Source organism: Euryhalocaulis caribicus (assembly GCF_000412185.1).
GTDB classification, from domain to species: domain Bacteria; phylum Pseudomonadota; class Alphaproteobacteria; order Caulobacterales; family Maricaulaceae; genus Euryhalocaulis; species Euryhalocaulis caribicus.
Window position 1 is genome coordinate 18,749 of the sequence record NZ_ASJA01000017.1, and the last position, 15,464, is coordinate 34,212.

The following is a 15,464-nucleotide window of genomic DNA, read 5'->3' on the forward strand; positions in this document are numbered from 1 at the left end:
TCAGACTTCATCTCTCTCTTACTCGGCCGGCGCAGGCGTTGCGGCGGTATCTGAACGCGGTTTCCCGCGGTCCCCGTGGATCGAATCGGCAATGGAGGCGGGACGCGGCTTGGGCGTCTCGATCAGGCCGACGATGGGCAGGATCAGCAGGAAGTAGGCGAAGTAGTACACGGTCGCCAGACGCGAGGCGTGGAGCACCCAGCCTTCCGGATTCTGGCCGCCGCAATAACCCAGCAGCAGGCAAGCGCCGACGAAGATCAGGAAGAACCAGCGCATCACCGGACGGTAGCGCATGGAGCGCACCCGGGAGGTGTCCAGCCAAGGCAGGATGAACAGCACACCGATGGAGGCGAACATCGCCAGCACGCCCATCAGCTTGTCCGGGATGGCGCGCAGGATCGCGTAGAAGGGCAGGAAATACCATTCCGGCACGATGTGCGACGGCGTCACCAGCGGATCGGCCGGGATATAGTTGTCCGCATGGCCCAGAATGTCGGGCATGTAGAAGACGAACACCGCGAACAGGATGAAGAACAGCAGCAGGGCGAACCCGTCTTTCACCGTGTAGTACGGGTGGAACGGCACCGTGTCCTTGCCGGACTTCACGCTGACCCCGGTCGGGTTGTTGTTGCCCGGCACGTGCAGCGCCCAGACATGCAGCGCCACGACGCCGGCGATGGCGAAGGGCAGCAGATAGTGCAGCGAGAAGAAGCGGTTCAGCGTCGGATTATCGACGGAGAAGCCGCCCCACAGCCACGTCGTGATCGTCTCACCGATGATCGGCAGCGCGCCGAACAGATTGGTGATCACCACCGCGCCCCAGTAGGACATCTGGCCCCACGGCAGCACATAGCCCATGAAGGCGGTCGCCATCATCAGCAGGAAGATGACCACGCCGAGGATCCACAGGATCTCCCGCGGCGCCTTGTAGGAGCCGTAATACAGGCCCCGGAACATGTGCAAATAGACCGCCAGGAAGAACATCGAGGCGCCATTGGCGTGGATATACTGGATCATCCAGCCCCACGGCACGTCGCGCCGGATGCGCTGCACGCTCTCAAACGCGTAATCGACGTGCGCCACATAGTGCATGGCCAGCACGATGCCGGTGACGATCTGCACCACCAGGATCAGCGAGAGAATGCCGCCGAACGTGTACCAGTAGTTCAGGTTCTTCGGCGTCGGGAAATTGATCATCGTGTCTTGGCTGAAGCGCACGATGGGCAGGCGCGAATCCAGCCATTTTTCGATGCCGGTCTTGGGTTCGTAGGTCGAAGGGCCGCTCATGAGTCAGATCACCCGATCTTTACGACAGTGTCAGAAAGGTACTCATAACCCGGAACTTCCAGGTTTTTCGGCGCGGGGCCTTTGCGGATGCGCCCGGCCGTATCGTAGTGCGAACCGTGGCACGGGCAGAACCAGCCGTCATAGTCGCCGGACCGGTTGCCCAGCGGCACGCAGCCCAGATGGGTGCAGATGCCGACCATGATCAGGAATTGCGGCTGATACTCGCCGCCGGACAGCGGAACCAGGCGTTCCTGGTCGGTGGCCGGGTCGCGCAGACCGGAGACATCGACGGAGCGCGCCTCCTCGATCTCTGCCGGGGTGCGGTGACGCACGAATACCGGCTTGCCGCGCCACATGACGGTGATCTGCTGGCCTTCGGTGACCTGCGACAGATCGACCTCGGTCGAGGCCAGCGCCAGCGTGTCGGCGGCCGGGTTCATCTGGTCGATAAACGGCCACAGGGTCAGCGCGCCGCCGGCGGCCGCCGCGGCGCCGGCTGCGATATAGATGAAATCGCGGCGGGATGGTTCGCTCACCGGCTGTAATCCTCTTCTCTCGTGCGCGCGTGAATTTGAAGATTCGCGCGGCGGCCTTCCCCTTCGGCTCGAGCCCCCGCTCCGCGCTTGCACTGAATTACTAGTCTCAAGACGCCGCCGCGGCCAGCGACGGCTCGCCGCATCACGCAGCTTGGAACAACAGAGAACGCGGCTTAATGCGCGCGGCGTCGATTTTCAACCGTATTACGCGCATTTACGGCGCCTGATACGGATTTCCCCATCCCGAAGGGCGGGCTTTTTCATACGCCTCCAGAAAGGGCTGCATATGTTCTTCATAGCGCCGCCACCCCCCGATGGACTTGGTGGAAATCGGCTGGCGCACCTGGGTTTTGGAGGCGGTCTTCACCGCGCGGTCGGTCTTGTAGAAATTATTCTGCACGTCCTCGACCGGCAGTCCGGCGTGTTCGAGGAGCTTCGGCGCCCAGACATCCGGCTCGGCGGCCAGTGATTCGTAAGGGATGAACAGCAGCTTTTCCGGAAACAGCTCCAGGAAATAACGCTGAAGATCCTCCACCTGCACCATCCGCTCGGCAATGCGCTCCCATGCCCAGGTCCAGTCATGGCGGACCAGGAAGCGCGTCTTCAGCACCGAAAGCGCCACATCGCGCGGGTCGCGGCGGATCCAGACGAAACTGGCGTTTGGCAGCGCCGCCATCGCCGCGCCGGCGTGGTAGGGCAGGTCCAGCGCCTTGTCGACGACGCGGCCCTCGCTCTCCGGACCGAACTCTTCATCGACAAAGCGCAGATAGATCTGGCCCAGCTTTCCGAACGGATCGCCGCCGGGGCCGCCGAAATTGCGCTGGAAATGATTGAGGCGCTGCGGGTCAAGCCGGCCCAGCGGGAACGCCGACACGCGCATTGCGTCCAGCTCTCCGCCGTCCTTTACCTGGCTGTGCGTGGTCAGCAGCTGCTCCAGCAGCGTGGTGCCCGAGCGCGGCATGCCGAAAATGAAGATGGGGCGCGAGGATTCCGCGCCCATTCCGCGATCCTCGAGTTTTTTGTAGAGCGCGGCGCTGAAGGTCCGTTTGATGCGCTCCACATAGGCGCGCTCGCCCGCGACATCATAGGGCCGCTCGGCCGCCATGATCGCCTGACCTTCCGCGTAATTCTCATACGCCTTGTCGTATTCCCCGATGCGGTCATAGGCGTCGCCCAGCGCGTAATGCAGATTGGACAATTCCTTGGTCTTGGAGGCGCCGGCCTTTATCAGGCGGTCGCGAAGCGCCTCCATCTGGCCATACGCCTTGTCGCCCAGTTCGAACTTTTCCAGCTTGACCAGCTGGTTCCAGCTTTCGACGTCGTTCGGGTCCAGTTTCACGACCCGCCAGAACATGTCCTTCGCGCAGTCCATGTCGCCCAGGAAGAAGGCGAAATTGCCGGTGCGGAAGGCGGCCGGGGCGGATGTGGGGTGTTTTTTCTGCAGCGCCTGCGCGATCTCGAACGCCTCTTCGGTCCGTCCGGCGGAATTCAGCATGCGGCTGAGCTTCATGCGGCGGTCATCATCGCGCGGCTTGGCGGCGGCGAATTTCCGTTGCGCGCGGACGGCGGAAAAGCGGTCCCCCGCGTCGGCGGCAAGATCGGCCACCAGCCCCCAGCGGTCGCCGATATCCTCGTCCCGCGACACGATTGCGCGAACAATATCGATCACCTGCATGGCGCGGCCCGCCTTGGTGGCGTCAATCGCCGCCTGGATGGCGTCCTCGATGGGGGGCGTTTGAGCTTGGTCGGCCAAGAGCGTCGTCCGTCTAGTTGTCGCTGGAATAGGTCTGGTAGGCGTCGATAAAGGGTTGGAGGTGTTTTTCATAGGCCTTCCAGCGCCCGATCGACTTGGTCGAGATGGGCTGACGGGCCGATTCCAGCGACGCCGTGGCAATGGCCTTGTCGCTCTTGTGGAAGCGGTCCTGCACCGGTTCAGGCTGCAATCCGCAATGGGCGAGTATCTTCGGGATCCAGACATCGGGCTCGCGCGCCAGATCCTCATATTCCACTTTCAGGATGGCGTCGGGGAACAGGCCCGCGAAATGCTCCCGCAGTTTTTCGAAATGCGCCATGCGATGAGCGATATCCTGCAGACGCCAGCTCCAGTTTTGCTGGTTCAGCAGCCGGATCCGGAAATTCGACCACGCCACGTCGCACGGGTCACGGCGAATCCAGACGACCGGCGCCTGCGGCAGGCCGGCCCGGATCACGCCCGCCATGAAGGGCAGGTTGATCGCCTTGTCCACGATCTTCCCGTCCGGGCCGAACTGTTCGCCGATCAGTTGCTGATAGACATCGCCGACCACCGACCAGGGACCGTTCTCCCGTCCCGCGAAACGCTTCTCGAACTCCTCCATCCGCTCCGGCTGGAAGCGGCCGAGAGGGTAGGAGGCAATGCGCATCGCCGACAGCTCTCCGCCATCCGCCACGGCGCTGTGCGCGGACAGAAGCCGCTGCAGCAGCGTGGTGCCGGAGCGCGCCATGCCCAGAACGAACAGCGGCCGGTCGCCCGGCGCGCCGGCGCCGGGGCGCGACTGGTAAAAATCGGCGTCGAAAGTGTCGATAATGGTGTCGACATAATCGTCGAAAGCGTCGGCGTGATACGGGTCATGCGCCGCCATGATCTTCGATCCGGCGTCGAAATGAGCAAACGCGTCGTCCCGCTCCTCCAGCTTGTGGAAGGCGTCGCCCAGCGCAAATTCCAGCGCCGCGCGCTGTGTCGGCGCGGCGTTCTCCAGCTTCGGGCGAACCGCCTGCATCGCGGCGATATCTTCCCGCTGCCGCCCCGACCGGTCGAGATTCTGAAGGTGCGACCAGGCGTCGGGGTTCATCGGGTCGGCCTCGACCACTTCCCGGAACAGCTCGGCCGCGCGCTCGATCATGCCGAGATGCGAGGCCAGGAACGCAACGCGGAATTTCGCCCCCGGCACGTTCGGGGCCCGGGCCAGCACCGCCTCGGCGATCTTCATGCCCTCATCGGTGCGGCCATAACCGCCCAGCATCCGGGCCAGCGCAAAACGATGATTGAGGTCGCCCGGCGCATGCGCGATCAGTTTTCGCTGCGCGATGATTGCAGTGCGCATATCGCCGATATCGGCGGCCATTTTCGCCACCTCCCCCCAGCGCGCGCCCAGATCGGGCGACTGGGCGGTCAAACGCCGCACAGCGCCCAGCGTGACGTCCCGGCGATTGCCGGCCAGGGCCTGCCGCGCGCGTTGCAACAATGTCCCGGGGTCCGACGCGGCGTTGTTCAACGGTCAGTCCCGTAATAGGCGTCCAGAAACGGCTGGAGATGCGCCTCATAGCGCTTCCAGCGGTCCACGGCCCGTGTGTGGATCGGTTCGCGCACCTGCGTCATCGCCGCGGTCGAGACGCCTTTCCGGGACTTGTGGAAGTCCAGCACGCCGGGCTCCATCTCCAGCCCGCAATGCGTAACGATGCGCCGCGCCCCTTCTTCCGGCGCGGCGGTCAGCGATTCATAGGGCGCGGTGAGGACGCGGTCCGGCAACAGGGCGGCAAAATGCTCATGCAATTGGTCAACGGCCCTGATCCGGGCGGCCAGACGCTGCTGGCCGTAGCTCCAGCCATGCTGGCCCGCGAACATGACGCGCAGCGACGACCAGGCGATGGCGCCGGGATCGCGCTGCATCCAGATTATCGGCGCCTCGCTCAGCATCTTGGCAATGAGCCCGACCTTGAACGTGTTGTTAAGCGCCTTGTCCACGACGTGGCCGCGCAGGCCGAACTGTTCCGACATCAGCTCCAGATATCGCCCGCCCATCTTGCCCAGCGGGTCGTCGGACTTGGAAAATTCCAGAAAGGCCTGGATACGGTCGCCGCGGCACGTCCCCAGCGCGTGGGTCGCCACCTGCATGAAGGGCAGCTCCCCGCCGCCGGCCGATCCGCTATGCGCGCCCAGAATCTGCTCCACCAGCGTGGTGCCCGACCGCGGCATGCCGACAACGAAGATGCTGCGCTTGCCCGGCGCCCCCGCGCCGCGCGTGTTCCGGAAAAAGGAGTCGTCGAACGTGCGGCGAAGATCATCGACATAGGTCTGCAGATCGTCGGCGTTGAAAGGCGTTTCCTTCGCCATCATCTCCGCGGCCTGGCTGACATAGGCGAAGCCTTCATCGACCTCGTCCAGATCGTCCAGCGCCTTGCCGATACCAAAGCCGATCGCCGCTTTTTCCCGGCCATCGGGAATCTGGGCAGAGTCCCAGGCCTTCTTCATGGCGTCGATGTCGGGGTCGCCGGCTTCGAAACGCTTCAGCCAGGCGATCAGGTGCCAGGCCGACCCATAGGTGGGGCGCATCGCCACGGCTTTGTGGAGATAATTGAGCGCCCGGTCGGTCTCCCCGGCGCGCGCGGCGCAACTGGCCGCAAAAAAGGCAAGGCGCGGCTCGTGCGGAACCTGCTGGAACAGGGCCTCGGCAAGGGGCAGCGCCTCCCGCGCCTTGTCTGCATCCAGCAGGATGCGCGCCAGCAACAGCGTGCGGTCCGGCTCGTCCCGGTTGAGGGCCAGATAGCGGCGCGCGGCGTTTTCGGCCGCGAAATAATCGTAGGAATCCTTGGAAAGCTCCGCCACGTCCTTCCACTTGTCGCCCAGCTGCGCGCGGCTGCGCAAAAGCCCGCGCATCCGCGCCGCGGTAATATTGGGCGCCCCCTTCTTCAGGGCGGCCCGGGCCTCGGTCAGCGCGGCGTCGATACGCGCCTCGACCTCGCCGGGCGCTAAATTCTGTCCTGTGGCGCTCACGTTTTCAGTTCCCCTCGCCCCTGAACGGTGTGCTGCGTGCGTTTTGGCGCGGCGATACGTTTTTGACAATCATTGCAGCGGCCAACAACCGCCCGCCCGCGTCTTCATGAATGATACGGCTCGCCCCATTCCTCGGGCCAGATGCGCTCGAAAATATCCGTGAAAGGCTGCAGGAAGCCGCCCCAGCGCCGCCATTGCCCGATATTGCTGGTCGTTATCGGCTGCCGGACCTGCATGAGCGAGGCCGTATTGACCACTTGCGGCCCTTTGTAGAAATCGGTCTGCACAGGTTCAGGGGGCAGGCCGCAGTGATCGAGCAGACGCGGCGCCGCCGTGTCAGGATCGGAAACCAGCGCCTCGTATTGCAGGTCAAGAATGCGCTCGGGAAACAGCGCCATGAAATGCCGCTTCAGGGCCTCGGCGTGCACGATCCTGTGAGCGATCCGCTCCCAGCTCCAGGTCCAGTCGGCGCGGCGCGGGAATGGCGTCTTGTATATCGACAGCGCCGTATCGCGGGGATCGCGGTTGAGCCAGACAAAGGACGCTTCGGGCAGACCCGCCAGCGCGGGCCCGGCCAGCAGCGGTATCTCCAGAGACTTGTCCACGACGCGGCCCTGCGCGCCATAAATTTCCGAGACAAATTGCAGATAGCGGCCGCCCAGCGTGTTGAAAGCATTGTCGCCATAGGCGCGGGCGAGCCGCTTGAAATCCTCCGGCGCGAACTGCCCCAGCGGGTAGCAGGCCAGGCGCAGCGCTTCCAGCTCTCCGCCGCCGGCCACGCCGCTGTGCCGGTTCAGCATGCGCTCCACCAGCGTGGAGCCGGAGCGGGGCAGCGACACGATGAAAATCGGGCGGTTTGACTGCTGCCGCTCGCCGGCCGTGCTGACGCGTTTGTAGAAATCGCCGTCAAAGATCGCTTTCGTGCGCTCTATGAAGTCGCCCTCGCCCTCCACCGAATGGGGCCGTATCGCCTCCATCGGCTCCTGGGCGCGATCAAAATGGGCGGCGGCGCGGTCCAGCGCCCCGGTCTTTTCGTAGAGATCGCCGAGCGCGAATTGCAGCGCGGAGGCCTGCTCCGTGCGCCCGGCGTCAAACCACTGGCTGCTGAGCGTCTCCATCTCCGCCGCCGCCTTGTCCGGCGACTCAAACCCGTCCAGCTTGACCAGCTGCCGCCAGCTTTCGATGTCCTGCGGGTTCAGTTTCAGAGTCCGCTGATAGGCGTCGCGGGCGCCGTCCATATCGCCGCTATAGAGCAGCATCACGGCGTGCTGGGCGTTCAGGCGCGGCGATTGAGGGTCCCGCGCCAGCAGGCGGGCCGTGATATCCAGCGCCTCCTCCATCCGGGCGGCGCGCGCCAGGTAATTGGCCAGATTGGCCTGCGGCGCCGGATCGTCCGGGCGGGCCGCCGCGTAGCGTTTCTGCGCCTCCACCGCGCCGACCGCATCGCCCAGATCGTTCGCCAGAAGGGCGGCTTTTCCCCAGAGGTCGCCGATATTCTCGCCCCGGGCCAAAAGAATCCGCGACAGCTCGAACGCCACGTCATAGCGGTGGTCCGCCTGCGCCGCGCGGGCGGCTTCAAGAATGGTCTCGGGCGTGGGCGCGGTGCGTCCGTCCACCGGACCGGAAGGTGAAGTCATGAATGCGCTCGATCATTTCGCGCCGGATCGGGGCCGGGCCGGGAAGGCTGCCGGCCGACTTTGACAAGTGGAATGACCCGGTGCAACTCGCTGGTCCCGTAGAGACGCGATTGGACGCCCATGACCAGATCCAGCCCCCTGCCCGACGACATCGAGGAAAAGAAGCGCAAGGCCTCCGAGTGGTTTGCCGCGCTGCGCGACCGCATCTGCGCCGCGCTGGAGACGCTGGAACAGGACGCCGACCCCGATCTCTATGACGGCGAAGCCGCCCGCTTCGTCCGCTCCCCCTGGACGCGCGGAGACGGATCGAAGGACGAAGGCGGGGGCACGGCCTCTCTCCTGCACGGGCGGCTGTTCGAGAAGGCGGGCGTGCATATTTCCGAAGTGAAGGGCGAATTCTCGCCGGAGTTCGCCAAACAGATCGACGGCGCCGAGGACGATCCCCGCTTCTGGGCCAGCGGAATTTCCCTGATCGTGCACCCGCGCAATCCGCGCGTGCCGGCCGTTCACATGAATACCCGCATGATCGTGACCACGCGCTCCTGGTTCGGGGGCGGCATGGACCTGACGCCGGTGCTGTCATACCAGCGCGACCGGGATTTCGAGGACGCGCGGGACTTCCATCAAGCCTGCCGGGACGCCTGCGAACCGCACGGCAAGGATTATTACAACCGCTATTCGAAATGGTGCGACGAGTATTTCCATCTGAAACACCGCGACGAACCGCGCGGCGTCGGCGGCATTTTTTACGACCGGCACAATAGCGGGAACTGGGAGGACGATTTCGCCTTCACCCGCGATGTCGGCGAAAAATTCAATGATATCTATCCGGCGCTGGTCCGCCGCCGCATGGACGAGATCTGGTCGGACGCCGAGCGCGAGGAACAGCTGGTCCGGCGCGGCCGCTATGTGGAATTCAACCTGCTCTATGACCGGGGCACGATTTTCGGCCTGAAGACCGGCGGCAATATCGAGTCGATCCTGTCCTCCATGCCGCCTGTCGTGAAATGGCCGTGAAATAAGGACGCGCCCTTGCAGGGCTCCGGTCCCGGCGCTACCTGACCCGTCATGACAGAACCCGCCATGACCGACGCCATCCGGCCGCCCCGCAATTTCCCCGCCGTCAACTGGATCGGGTTCTGGACGCTCTACAAGAAGGAAGTCCTGCGCTTCCTGAAAGTGACGTTCCAGACGGTGCTGGCGCCGGTTGTCACCACGCTTCTCTATATCGTGGTCTTCACCATTGCCCTGGCCGGGTCGCGCACGGCGGTGGCGGGCATTCCCTATCCGCAATTCCTGGCGCCGGGCCTGATCATGATGGCGATCCTGTCCAACGCCTTCCAGAATTCCGCCTCATCGCTGCTGATCTCCAAGGTTCAGGGCAATGACGTCGATTTCCTGATGCCGCCGCTGGCCGCGGGCGAGCTGGCGGCCGCCTTCATTCTGGGCGCGGCGACGCGCGGCATTGTCGTGGCGGCGGTGACCGCGGCCACGATTGCGCCCTTCATCAATATCGTTCCCGACCACTGGTGGGCCGTTCTGTATTTCGGAGTCGGCGCGTCGCTGCTGCTGGGGATGCTGGGCGTGATCGGCGGCATATGGGCGGAGAAGTTCGACCATATGGCGATGGTGCAGAACTTCATCATGCTGCCGCTGGTATTCCTGTCGGGCAGTTTCTATTCGATCTCCCGCCTGCCGGAAGCTTTCCAGACCGCCAATCATTTCAACCCGGTCTTCTACGTGATCGACGGGTTCCGATATGGCTTCACCGGTCATGCCGACGGATCGGTCATGGTCGGCGTCATCATCGTGGGCGTGGCCAATATCGCCTGTCTGGCGATCACGCTGGGCCTGCTGAAGTCCGGCTGGCGGCTGAAAAGCTAGAGCGCTTCCCGGCCGCCGAACTTGCGGTAGGCCTCGATAAATTCGCCCATGTGCTTCTCGTAGCGCCGCCAGCTGCCGATCGACTTGGTCGAGATCGGCTCCCGCACGGACTCCACCGACGCCGTCGCCACCGGGCCGTCCTGCTGGTGGAAGGTTTCCTCCACAGCTTCGTGCGGCAGGCCGCAATGCTCCAGAATCCTGTCTGTCCACTCGCCCGGATTGGCGGCGAGGTCTTCGTATCTGACGTTCAGGATCCGCTCCGGCGCGATGGCGCTGAAATGATCCTCGAACCGCTCCACCTCCACGATGCGGGAGGCGATATGCTCCATGTTCCAGCTCCAGTCCTGCTGGAACAGGCGGCGCTGGAAGATCGACCAGGCGACATCGCGCGGATCGCGTCGCGTCCAGATGACCGGCGCGTTCTCGTACAGGGCCAGTATGAAACCCATGCGGAACGGAACGAAGATCGCCTTGTCCACGACCTTGCCTTCCGAACCGAAGCGTTCGGTCAGCAGGCGCAGGTGGAAATCGCCCAGCGCGCGCCATGAAGAATGATCGCCCGAAGGGGTGGGTTGCTCGGTCGGGGCGACCTGATCCGGGGCGCGGCCCTCGATCGGGTAGCCGGCCACGCGCAGCGCGCCCAGCTCGCCCCCGCCCGCAACCCCGCTATGGGCCGAGAGAAGGCGCTCCAGCAGCGTCGTGCCCGAGCGCGCGGTCCCCGCAACGAAAATCGGGCGCGTGCTGTCGTGACGCCCCTGCTCCGCCCCTTTCGCCATGGCTTCGGCGGAATGCGCCTGCCGCGACGCGTCCGCGAACTGGCGCACCCGGGCGGGATCGTAATTGCCGGTGGAGGCGAACAGACGGTTGGCCTTCGAGAAGTGCTCGAACGATGAATCCGTGTCTCCGGCGCGGTCATTCATCACGCCGAGCGCGAATTCAAAAAGCGCCGTCTGCTTGGGATCGGAATCGCCGGCGGCGCGGTAGACGTCCATGAAGCGGTCGAACCGGGCGCCTTCATCCTTCGACAGGCCCTTGAGCACGGCCAGCTGATACCAGCTTTCCGCCGAATTCGGCTCCAGCTCCAGGATTTCCTCGTGCTTGGCGCGCGCCTCGTCGAACCGGCCCAGATGGGCCAGCGCCACGGCGGCGCGCAGCTTCAGCTTGGCGTAGCCCGGATTCTGCTTTTCAAGCCGGGTCAGGACTTCCAGGGCCTTCTCGTCGCGGCCGAATTCGATCAGGTAATGGGAGAGCTGATAGACCCGGTTGAGATCGCGCGGATCCTCTTCCTGACTTTTCATCGCGCACTGAACAGCGGCGCCGGAATCGCGAAGGTCCCCGGCCAGATGCGCCAGCGGCCCCCACGCCCCCTTGCGGATGGCTTCGGGCTGCTCCAGCGCCCGGCGGATGATCTGAACCGCCTGCGCCGGTTCGCCGTTCTTCACGGCGGCCTGCGCCCCCTTGACGGCGGGCACCTTGCCGCCGCGCTCCTGATTGCCGTTCGCGCCTGCCTGCTTGTTGCTCATTATCTTACGTCTTCCCCCGGGAGTTCGCGGCCCGCCTTTGGCCTGTCGCCGCGTCGTTTGCGCGCCTTCTTAATCGTCTTGCAGGCGCCTTGTCATCCCGCGAGGCTGCGCGATGGCCGCGCGATGGCCGCAGAGACGATCTTGACCCGCCGATAAGAGCGTGGTGAGGCTCGCCGCGATCTAACGCACATGGAGACGCTTCATGCCCGCCCCCCTTATGGACACCTATGCCCCGCCGCCCGTCGTTTTCGATCACGGCAAGGGGGTCTATCTCTACAGCGACGATAACGAGGAATATCTCGACTTCATCGCCGGCATCTCGGTGAACGCGCTGGGCCACGCCCATCCTAAAGCTGTCGAGGCGCTGACGGCGCAGGCCGGCAAGCTGTGGCACCTCTCCAACATGTTCCGCGTGCCGGGGCAGGTTGAACTGGCGAACAAATACATCAAGGCGACCGGCTGGGCCGAGCGCGTCTTCTTCACCAATTCGGGAACCGAGGCGATTGAATGCGCGCTGAAAACGGCGCGCAAATACCAGTTCGTGAACGGCCATCCCGAGCGTTACCGGATCATCAGCTTCACCGGCGCTTTCCATGGCCGCACCTATGGCGCGATCAATGCCGGCGGCAACCCGAAATATCTCGAAGGCTTCGGCCCCGCCATGCCCGGTTTCGATCAGGTCGAATTTGGCGATCTGGAGGCTGTGAAAGCAGCGATTTCCGATGAAACCGCGGCGATCATCGTTGAGCCTGTGCAGGGCGAAGGCGGCGTTCGCGCCCTGCCCGAGGAATTCCTGCGCGCCCTGCGCGATCTCTGCGACGAACACGGCCTGATGCTGATCTATGACGAGGTGCAATGCGGCGCCGGGCGCACCGGCAAGCTGTTCGCCTATGAATGGGCCGGCGCGGACGATGCGCGGCCGGACATCATGGCGGTGGCCAAGGGCGTGGGCGGCGGTTTCCCGATGGGCGCCTGCCTTGCGACCGACGCCGCGGCGGCCGGGATGCAGATCGGCTCCCACGGCTCCACCTTCGGCGGCAATCCGCTGGCCATGGCGGTCGGCAACGTGGTCATCGACGAGCTGACCAAGGACGGCTTCATGGACCACGTCGTGAAGGTGTCCAACTTCCTGCGCCAGCAGGTGGCCGGGCTGGCCGATGAATATTCCGACCTGGTCGAGGACGTGCGCGGCAAGGGCCTGCTGATGGGCCTGAAGCTGAACGAGCGCGTGGTGAACAAGGACGTCGCCGCGCTGGCGCGTGATGAGAAGCTGCTGGTCGGCGCGGCCGGCGACAATGTGCTGCGCATGGCGCCGCCGCTGATCATCGAGGAAAAGCACGCCCGCGAAGCGGTCGAGAAACTGGACCGCGCGTTCGCCAAAGCGCGTGAGAAACTGTCGGACTGACCCGCATGGATACGCCGCGTTCCAACAGCCCCGCCGGACTGGACGATCTGGCTGCGACCGACGACACCGTCGCGCCGTTCCAGATTGAAAAACAGCCCGTGCGCGGCCGCGTGGTCCGCATGGGCCCGGCGCTGGACCAGATTCTCACCGCCCACGACTACCCGGAGCCGGTCGCCCGGCTGCTGGGCGAGGCGGTGCTGATCACGGTTCTGATCGGCGCGTCGCTGAAATTCGACGGCCGGCTGATCCTGCAGGCCAGCGGCGACGGGCCGGTGTCCTTCCTGGTGGCGGATTACGCCACCAGCGGGGCCATCCGCGCCTATGTGAAGCTGGACCCCGAACGCGTGGACGCCGCCATCGAGGCGGCTCAGGAGGGGCTGGGCGCGCTTCTTGGCGAAGGCACGATGGCCATGACCATCGACCAGGGTCCGGACATGGACCGTTATCAGGGCGTTGTGCCGCTGGAAGGCGAGACGATCGCCGAAGCCGCCGAAGCCTATTTCGCCCAGTCGGAGCAGATTCCCACCCGCATCAAGTCCGCCATTGGCCGCTGGCAGGGCGGGGGCGAAGCCACGCACTGGCGCGGCGGCGCCATGATGATCCAGCAGATCGCCGCCGACGATGCGCGCGGCGACGCGGGCGAGGCGTGGAACACGGCCCGCGCCCTGTTCGACACCCTGGCCGATGACGAGCTGAGCGATCCGGAGCTTTCCGGCGGACGCGTGCTGTTCCGCCTGTTCCATGAAGACGGCGTGCGCCTGATGGATTCGCAAGCCATCCGGTTCGAGTGCCGCTGCTCCCGCGACAGCGTGCGCAATCTTCTGTCCAGCTTCTCCGAAGAGGAAATCGGGGAGATGGTGGAGGACGGCGCGGTCAGCGCGACCTGCGAATATTGCAATACGCAATACGCTTTCGACGCGGCGGAACTGGCCCCCGGTCAGCCGCGCCAGTAGGCGGGCGACAGCAGGACCAGCACGGTCACGACCTCCAGCCGGCCGACGAACATCCCCGCCGCCATGGCCCATTTCGCCGCGTCGGGAAGCGGCTGGAACGTGCCCGCCGGCCCGATGATCGTCCCCAGCCCCGGCCCGACATTGGCAACGCTGGTCGCCGCGCCCGACAGCGCGGTCACCAGGTCCAGCCCGATGGCGGACAGGAATATGGCCAGGGCGGCAAAGCACAGGAAAAACAGGAAGAAAAAGCTGAGGACCGAGAAGATCGTGTCCTCCGGCACCACGCGGCCATTATATTTCAGCCGCGCCACCACGTTGGGCCGCGCCATCTCCAGCACATAGGTTTTCAGCGCCAGAAAGGCGATCTGATAACGGAAGATCTTGATGCTGCAGGAGGTCGATCCCGCGCACCCGCCTATGAACATCAGGCAGAAAAAGAAGGCGTTCGCGAACCCGCCCCACAGCGCATAATCGGCCGTGGCGTAGCCGGTTCCGGTCATGATCGACACCGCGTTGAACGCGGCCAGGCGCACCCCGCGCACCGGCTGATGGATTTCCGCCAGCCACAGATAGAAGGTCAGAATCAGCGTGACGGTCAGGAAAATGCCCAGATAGACCCGCACCTGCGAGTCGGTCAGGAAGGCGTCGGGCCGCCCGCGCGCCGCCATCATGTAGAGCACGAACGGCACGCCGCCCGCGAACATGAAGATCGTCCCTACAATATCCGCCCCGCCGGTCATGAACGCGCCCATGGAGCGGTCGGAGGTGGAGAACCCGCCCGTGGCGATGGTGGTCATGGCGTGGCACACCGCGTCGAACAGGCTCATGCCCGTCGCCCAGTAGGAAATGGCGCAGGCCATGGTCAGGGCGATATAGATGCCGCCGATAAAGGCGGCGATCTGGGTGGCGCGGGGCAGGATCTTCTCCGACTTGTCGGAGGATTCGAGGCGGAACAGCTGCATCCCGCCGACCCGCAACATGGGCAGAACGGCCAGCGCGGTGACAATGATGCCGATGCCGCCCATCCATTGCAGGATGGACCGCCACAGCAGGACGCCCGGCGGCATGTCGTCCAGGCCGGTCAGAATCGTGGCCCCGGTGGTGGTCAGGCCCGATGTCGACTCAAAAAACGCATCGGTGACCGACAGGCCCAGATCGCTGATCACGAAGGGAATGGCCCCGAACGCGGCCAGCAGGACCCAGGTCAGCGAGACCAGCAGGAAGGCGGTGCGCACAGTCAGGCGCTTGCCATGCCCCCAATTGGCCAGCGCCAGCCCGCCGCCCAGGAACATCGAAAGCCCGCCGCCCGTCGCAAAGGCGCGCCAGTCCTTCGACCCGGCGATCAGGTCGGCCAGCATCGGCAGCATCATCGCCGCGCCCAGCCCGGACAGCAGCACGCCGATCACCAGCATAACGGGCCGTACATCCATCACGTTGAGCTGGTTTCCCCCGAAAAACACGCGGCGCGCTTGATCCCCCGCGCCGT

12 protein-coding genes are annotated in these 15,464 nt (G+C 64.8%); 4 read left to right on the forward strand and 8 right to left on the reverse strand.

The window, feature by feature from the left end; all coding sequences use genetic code 11:
• Window positions 1-18: 18 nt before the first annotated feature.
• The 6 genes from L338_RS13125 to L338_RS13150 form a co-directional block, all read right to left on the reverse strand.
• Complete coding sequence (locus L338_RS13125) at window positions 19-1,287, reverse strand: cytochrome b (RefSeq protein ID WP_022698852.1); 1,269 nt, start codon at window positions 1,285-1,287, stop codon at window positions 19-21.
• A gap of 8 nt (window positions 1,288-1,295) precedes the next feature.
• Entirely contained in the window at window positions 1,296-1,823 is a 528-nt protein-coding gene (gene petA / locus L338_RS13130; protein WP_022698853.1) for a ubiquinol-cytochrome c reductase iron-sulfur subunit, read from the reverse strand.
• 214 nt (window positions 1,824-2,037) lie between these two features.
• Complete coding sequence (locus L338_RS13135; protein ID WP_022698854.1) at window positions 2,038-3,576, reverse strand: tetratricopeptide repeat-containing sulfotransferase family protein; 1,539 nt, start codon at window positions 3,574-3,576, stop codon at window positions 2,038-2,040.
• 13 nt (window positions 3,577-3,589) lie between these two features.
• Window positions 3,590-5,077 carry a tetratricopeptide repeat-containing sulfotransferase family protein gene (locus L338_RS13140; protein WP_027068544.1) on the reverse strand — a complete coding sequence of 496 codons (1,488 nt, stop codon included), beginning with the start codon at window positions 5,075-5,077 and terminating at the stop codon, window positions 3,590-3,592.
• A complete protein-coding gene (locus tag L338_RS13145; RefSeq protein WP_022698856.1) occupies window positions 5,074-6,576 on the reverse strand; it encodes a tetratricopeptide repeat-containing sulfotransferase family protein in 1,503 nt (500 codons plus the stop codon). The genes L338_RS13140 and L338_RS13145 overlap by 4 nt, the downstream gene beginning before the upstream one ends.
• 104 nt (window positions 6,577-6,680) lie before the next feature.
• A complete protein-coding gene (locus tag L338_RS13150; protein ID WP_152485903.1) occupies window positions 6,681-8,213 on the reverse strand; it encodes a sulfotransferase family protein in 1,533 nt (510 codons plus the stop codon).
• Between the two features lie 120 nt (window positions 8,214-8,333).
• On the opposite strand from L338_RS13150, the gene hemF reads away from it, so the two are divergent.
• Window positions 8,334-9,230, forward strand: a complete 897-nt coding sequence (gene hemF, locus L338_RS13155) for an oxygen-dependent coproporphyrinogen oxidase (protein WP_022698858.1) — start codon at window positions 8,334-8,336, stop codon at window positions 9,228-9,230.
• A gap of 66 nt (window positions 9,231-9,296) precedes the next feature.
• A complete protein-coding gene (locus L338_RS13160; protein WP_051122794.1) occupies window positions 9,297-10,097 on the forward strand; it encodes an ABC transporter permease in 801 nt (266 codons plus the stop codon).
• Here L338_RS13160 and L338_RS13165 read toward each other — a convergent pair.
• Window positions 10,094-11,620: a tetratricopeptide repeat-containing sulfotransferase family protein gene (locus L338_RS13165; RefSeq protein ID WP_022698860.1), complete on the reverse strand. Its 1,527-nt coding sequence runs from the start codon at window positions 11,618-11,620 to the stop codon at window positions 10,094-10,096. The genes L338_RS13160 and L338_RS13165 overlap by 4 nt on opposite strands.
• 202 nt (window positions 11,621-11,822) lie before the next feature.
• Here L338_RS13165 and L338_RS13170 point away from each other — a divergent pair, with 202 nt between their 5' ends.
• Window positions 11,823-13,025 (forward strand): aspartate aminotransferase family protein, encoded by a 1,203-nt coding sequence (locus L338_RS13170; protein WP_022698861.1) that lies wholly within the window; start codon window positions 11,823-11,825, stop codon window positions 13,023-13,025.
• Between the two features lie 5 nt (window positions 13,026-13,030).
• Complete coding sequence (locus L338_RS13175) at window positions 13,031-13,978, forward strand: Hsp33 family molecular chaperone (protein ID WP_022698862.1); 948 nt, start codon at window positions 13,031-13,033, stop codon at window positions 13,976-13,978.
• On the opposite strand, the gene L338_RS13180 is transcribed toward L338_RS13175, so the two are convergent.
• Entirely contained in the window at window positions 13,963-15,438 is a 1,476-nt protein-coding gene (locus L338_RS13180) for a TrkH family potassium uptake protein (protein ID WP_022698863.1), read from the reverse strand. The genes L338_RS13175 and L338_RS13180 overlap by 16 nt on opposite strands.
• Window positions 15,439-15,464 lie beyond the last annotated feature (26 nt).

Excerpts from the sequence above, each read along its gene's own strand:
- L338_RS13125 (WP_022698852.1), bottom strand. The coding sequence starts at position 1,287 with ATGAGCGGCCCTTCGACCTACGAACCCAAGACCGGCATCGAAAAATGG.
- L338_RS13150 (WP_152485903.1), bottom strand. The coding sequence starts at position 8,213 with ATGACTTCACCTTCCGGTCCGGTGGACGGACGCACCGCGCCCACGCCC.
- hemF (WP_022698858.1), top strand. The coding sequence starts at position 8,334 with ATGACCAGATCCAGCCCCCTGCCCGACGACATCGAGGAAAAGAAGCGC.
- L338_RS13160 (WP_051122794.1), top strand. The coding sequence starts at position 9,297 with ATGACCGACGCCATCCGGCCGCCCCGCAATTTCCCCGCCGTCAACTGG.
- L338_RS13165 (WP_022698860.1), bottom strand. The coding sequence starts at position 11,620 with ATGAGCAACAAGCAGGCAGGCGCGAACGGCAATCAGGAGCGCGGCGGC.
- L338_RS13170 (WP_022698861.1), top strand. The coding sequence starts at position 11,823 with ATGCCCGCCCCCCTTATGGACACCTATGCCCCGCCGCCCGTCGTTTTC.
- L338_RS13175 (WP_022698862.1), top strand. The coding sequence starts at position 13,031 with ATGGATACGCCGCGTTCCAACAGCCCCGCCGGACTGGACGATCTGGCT.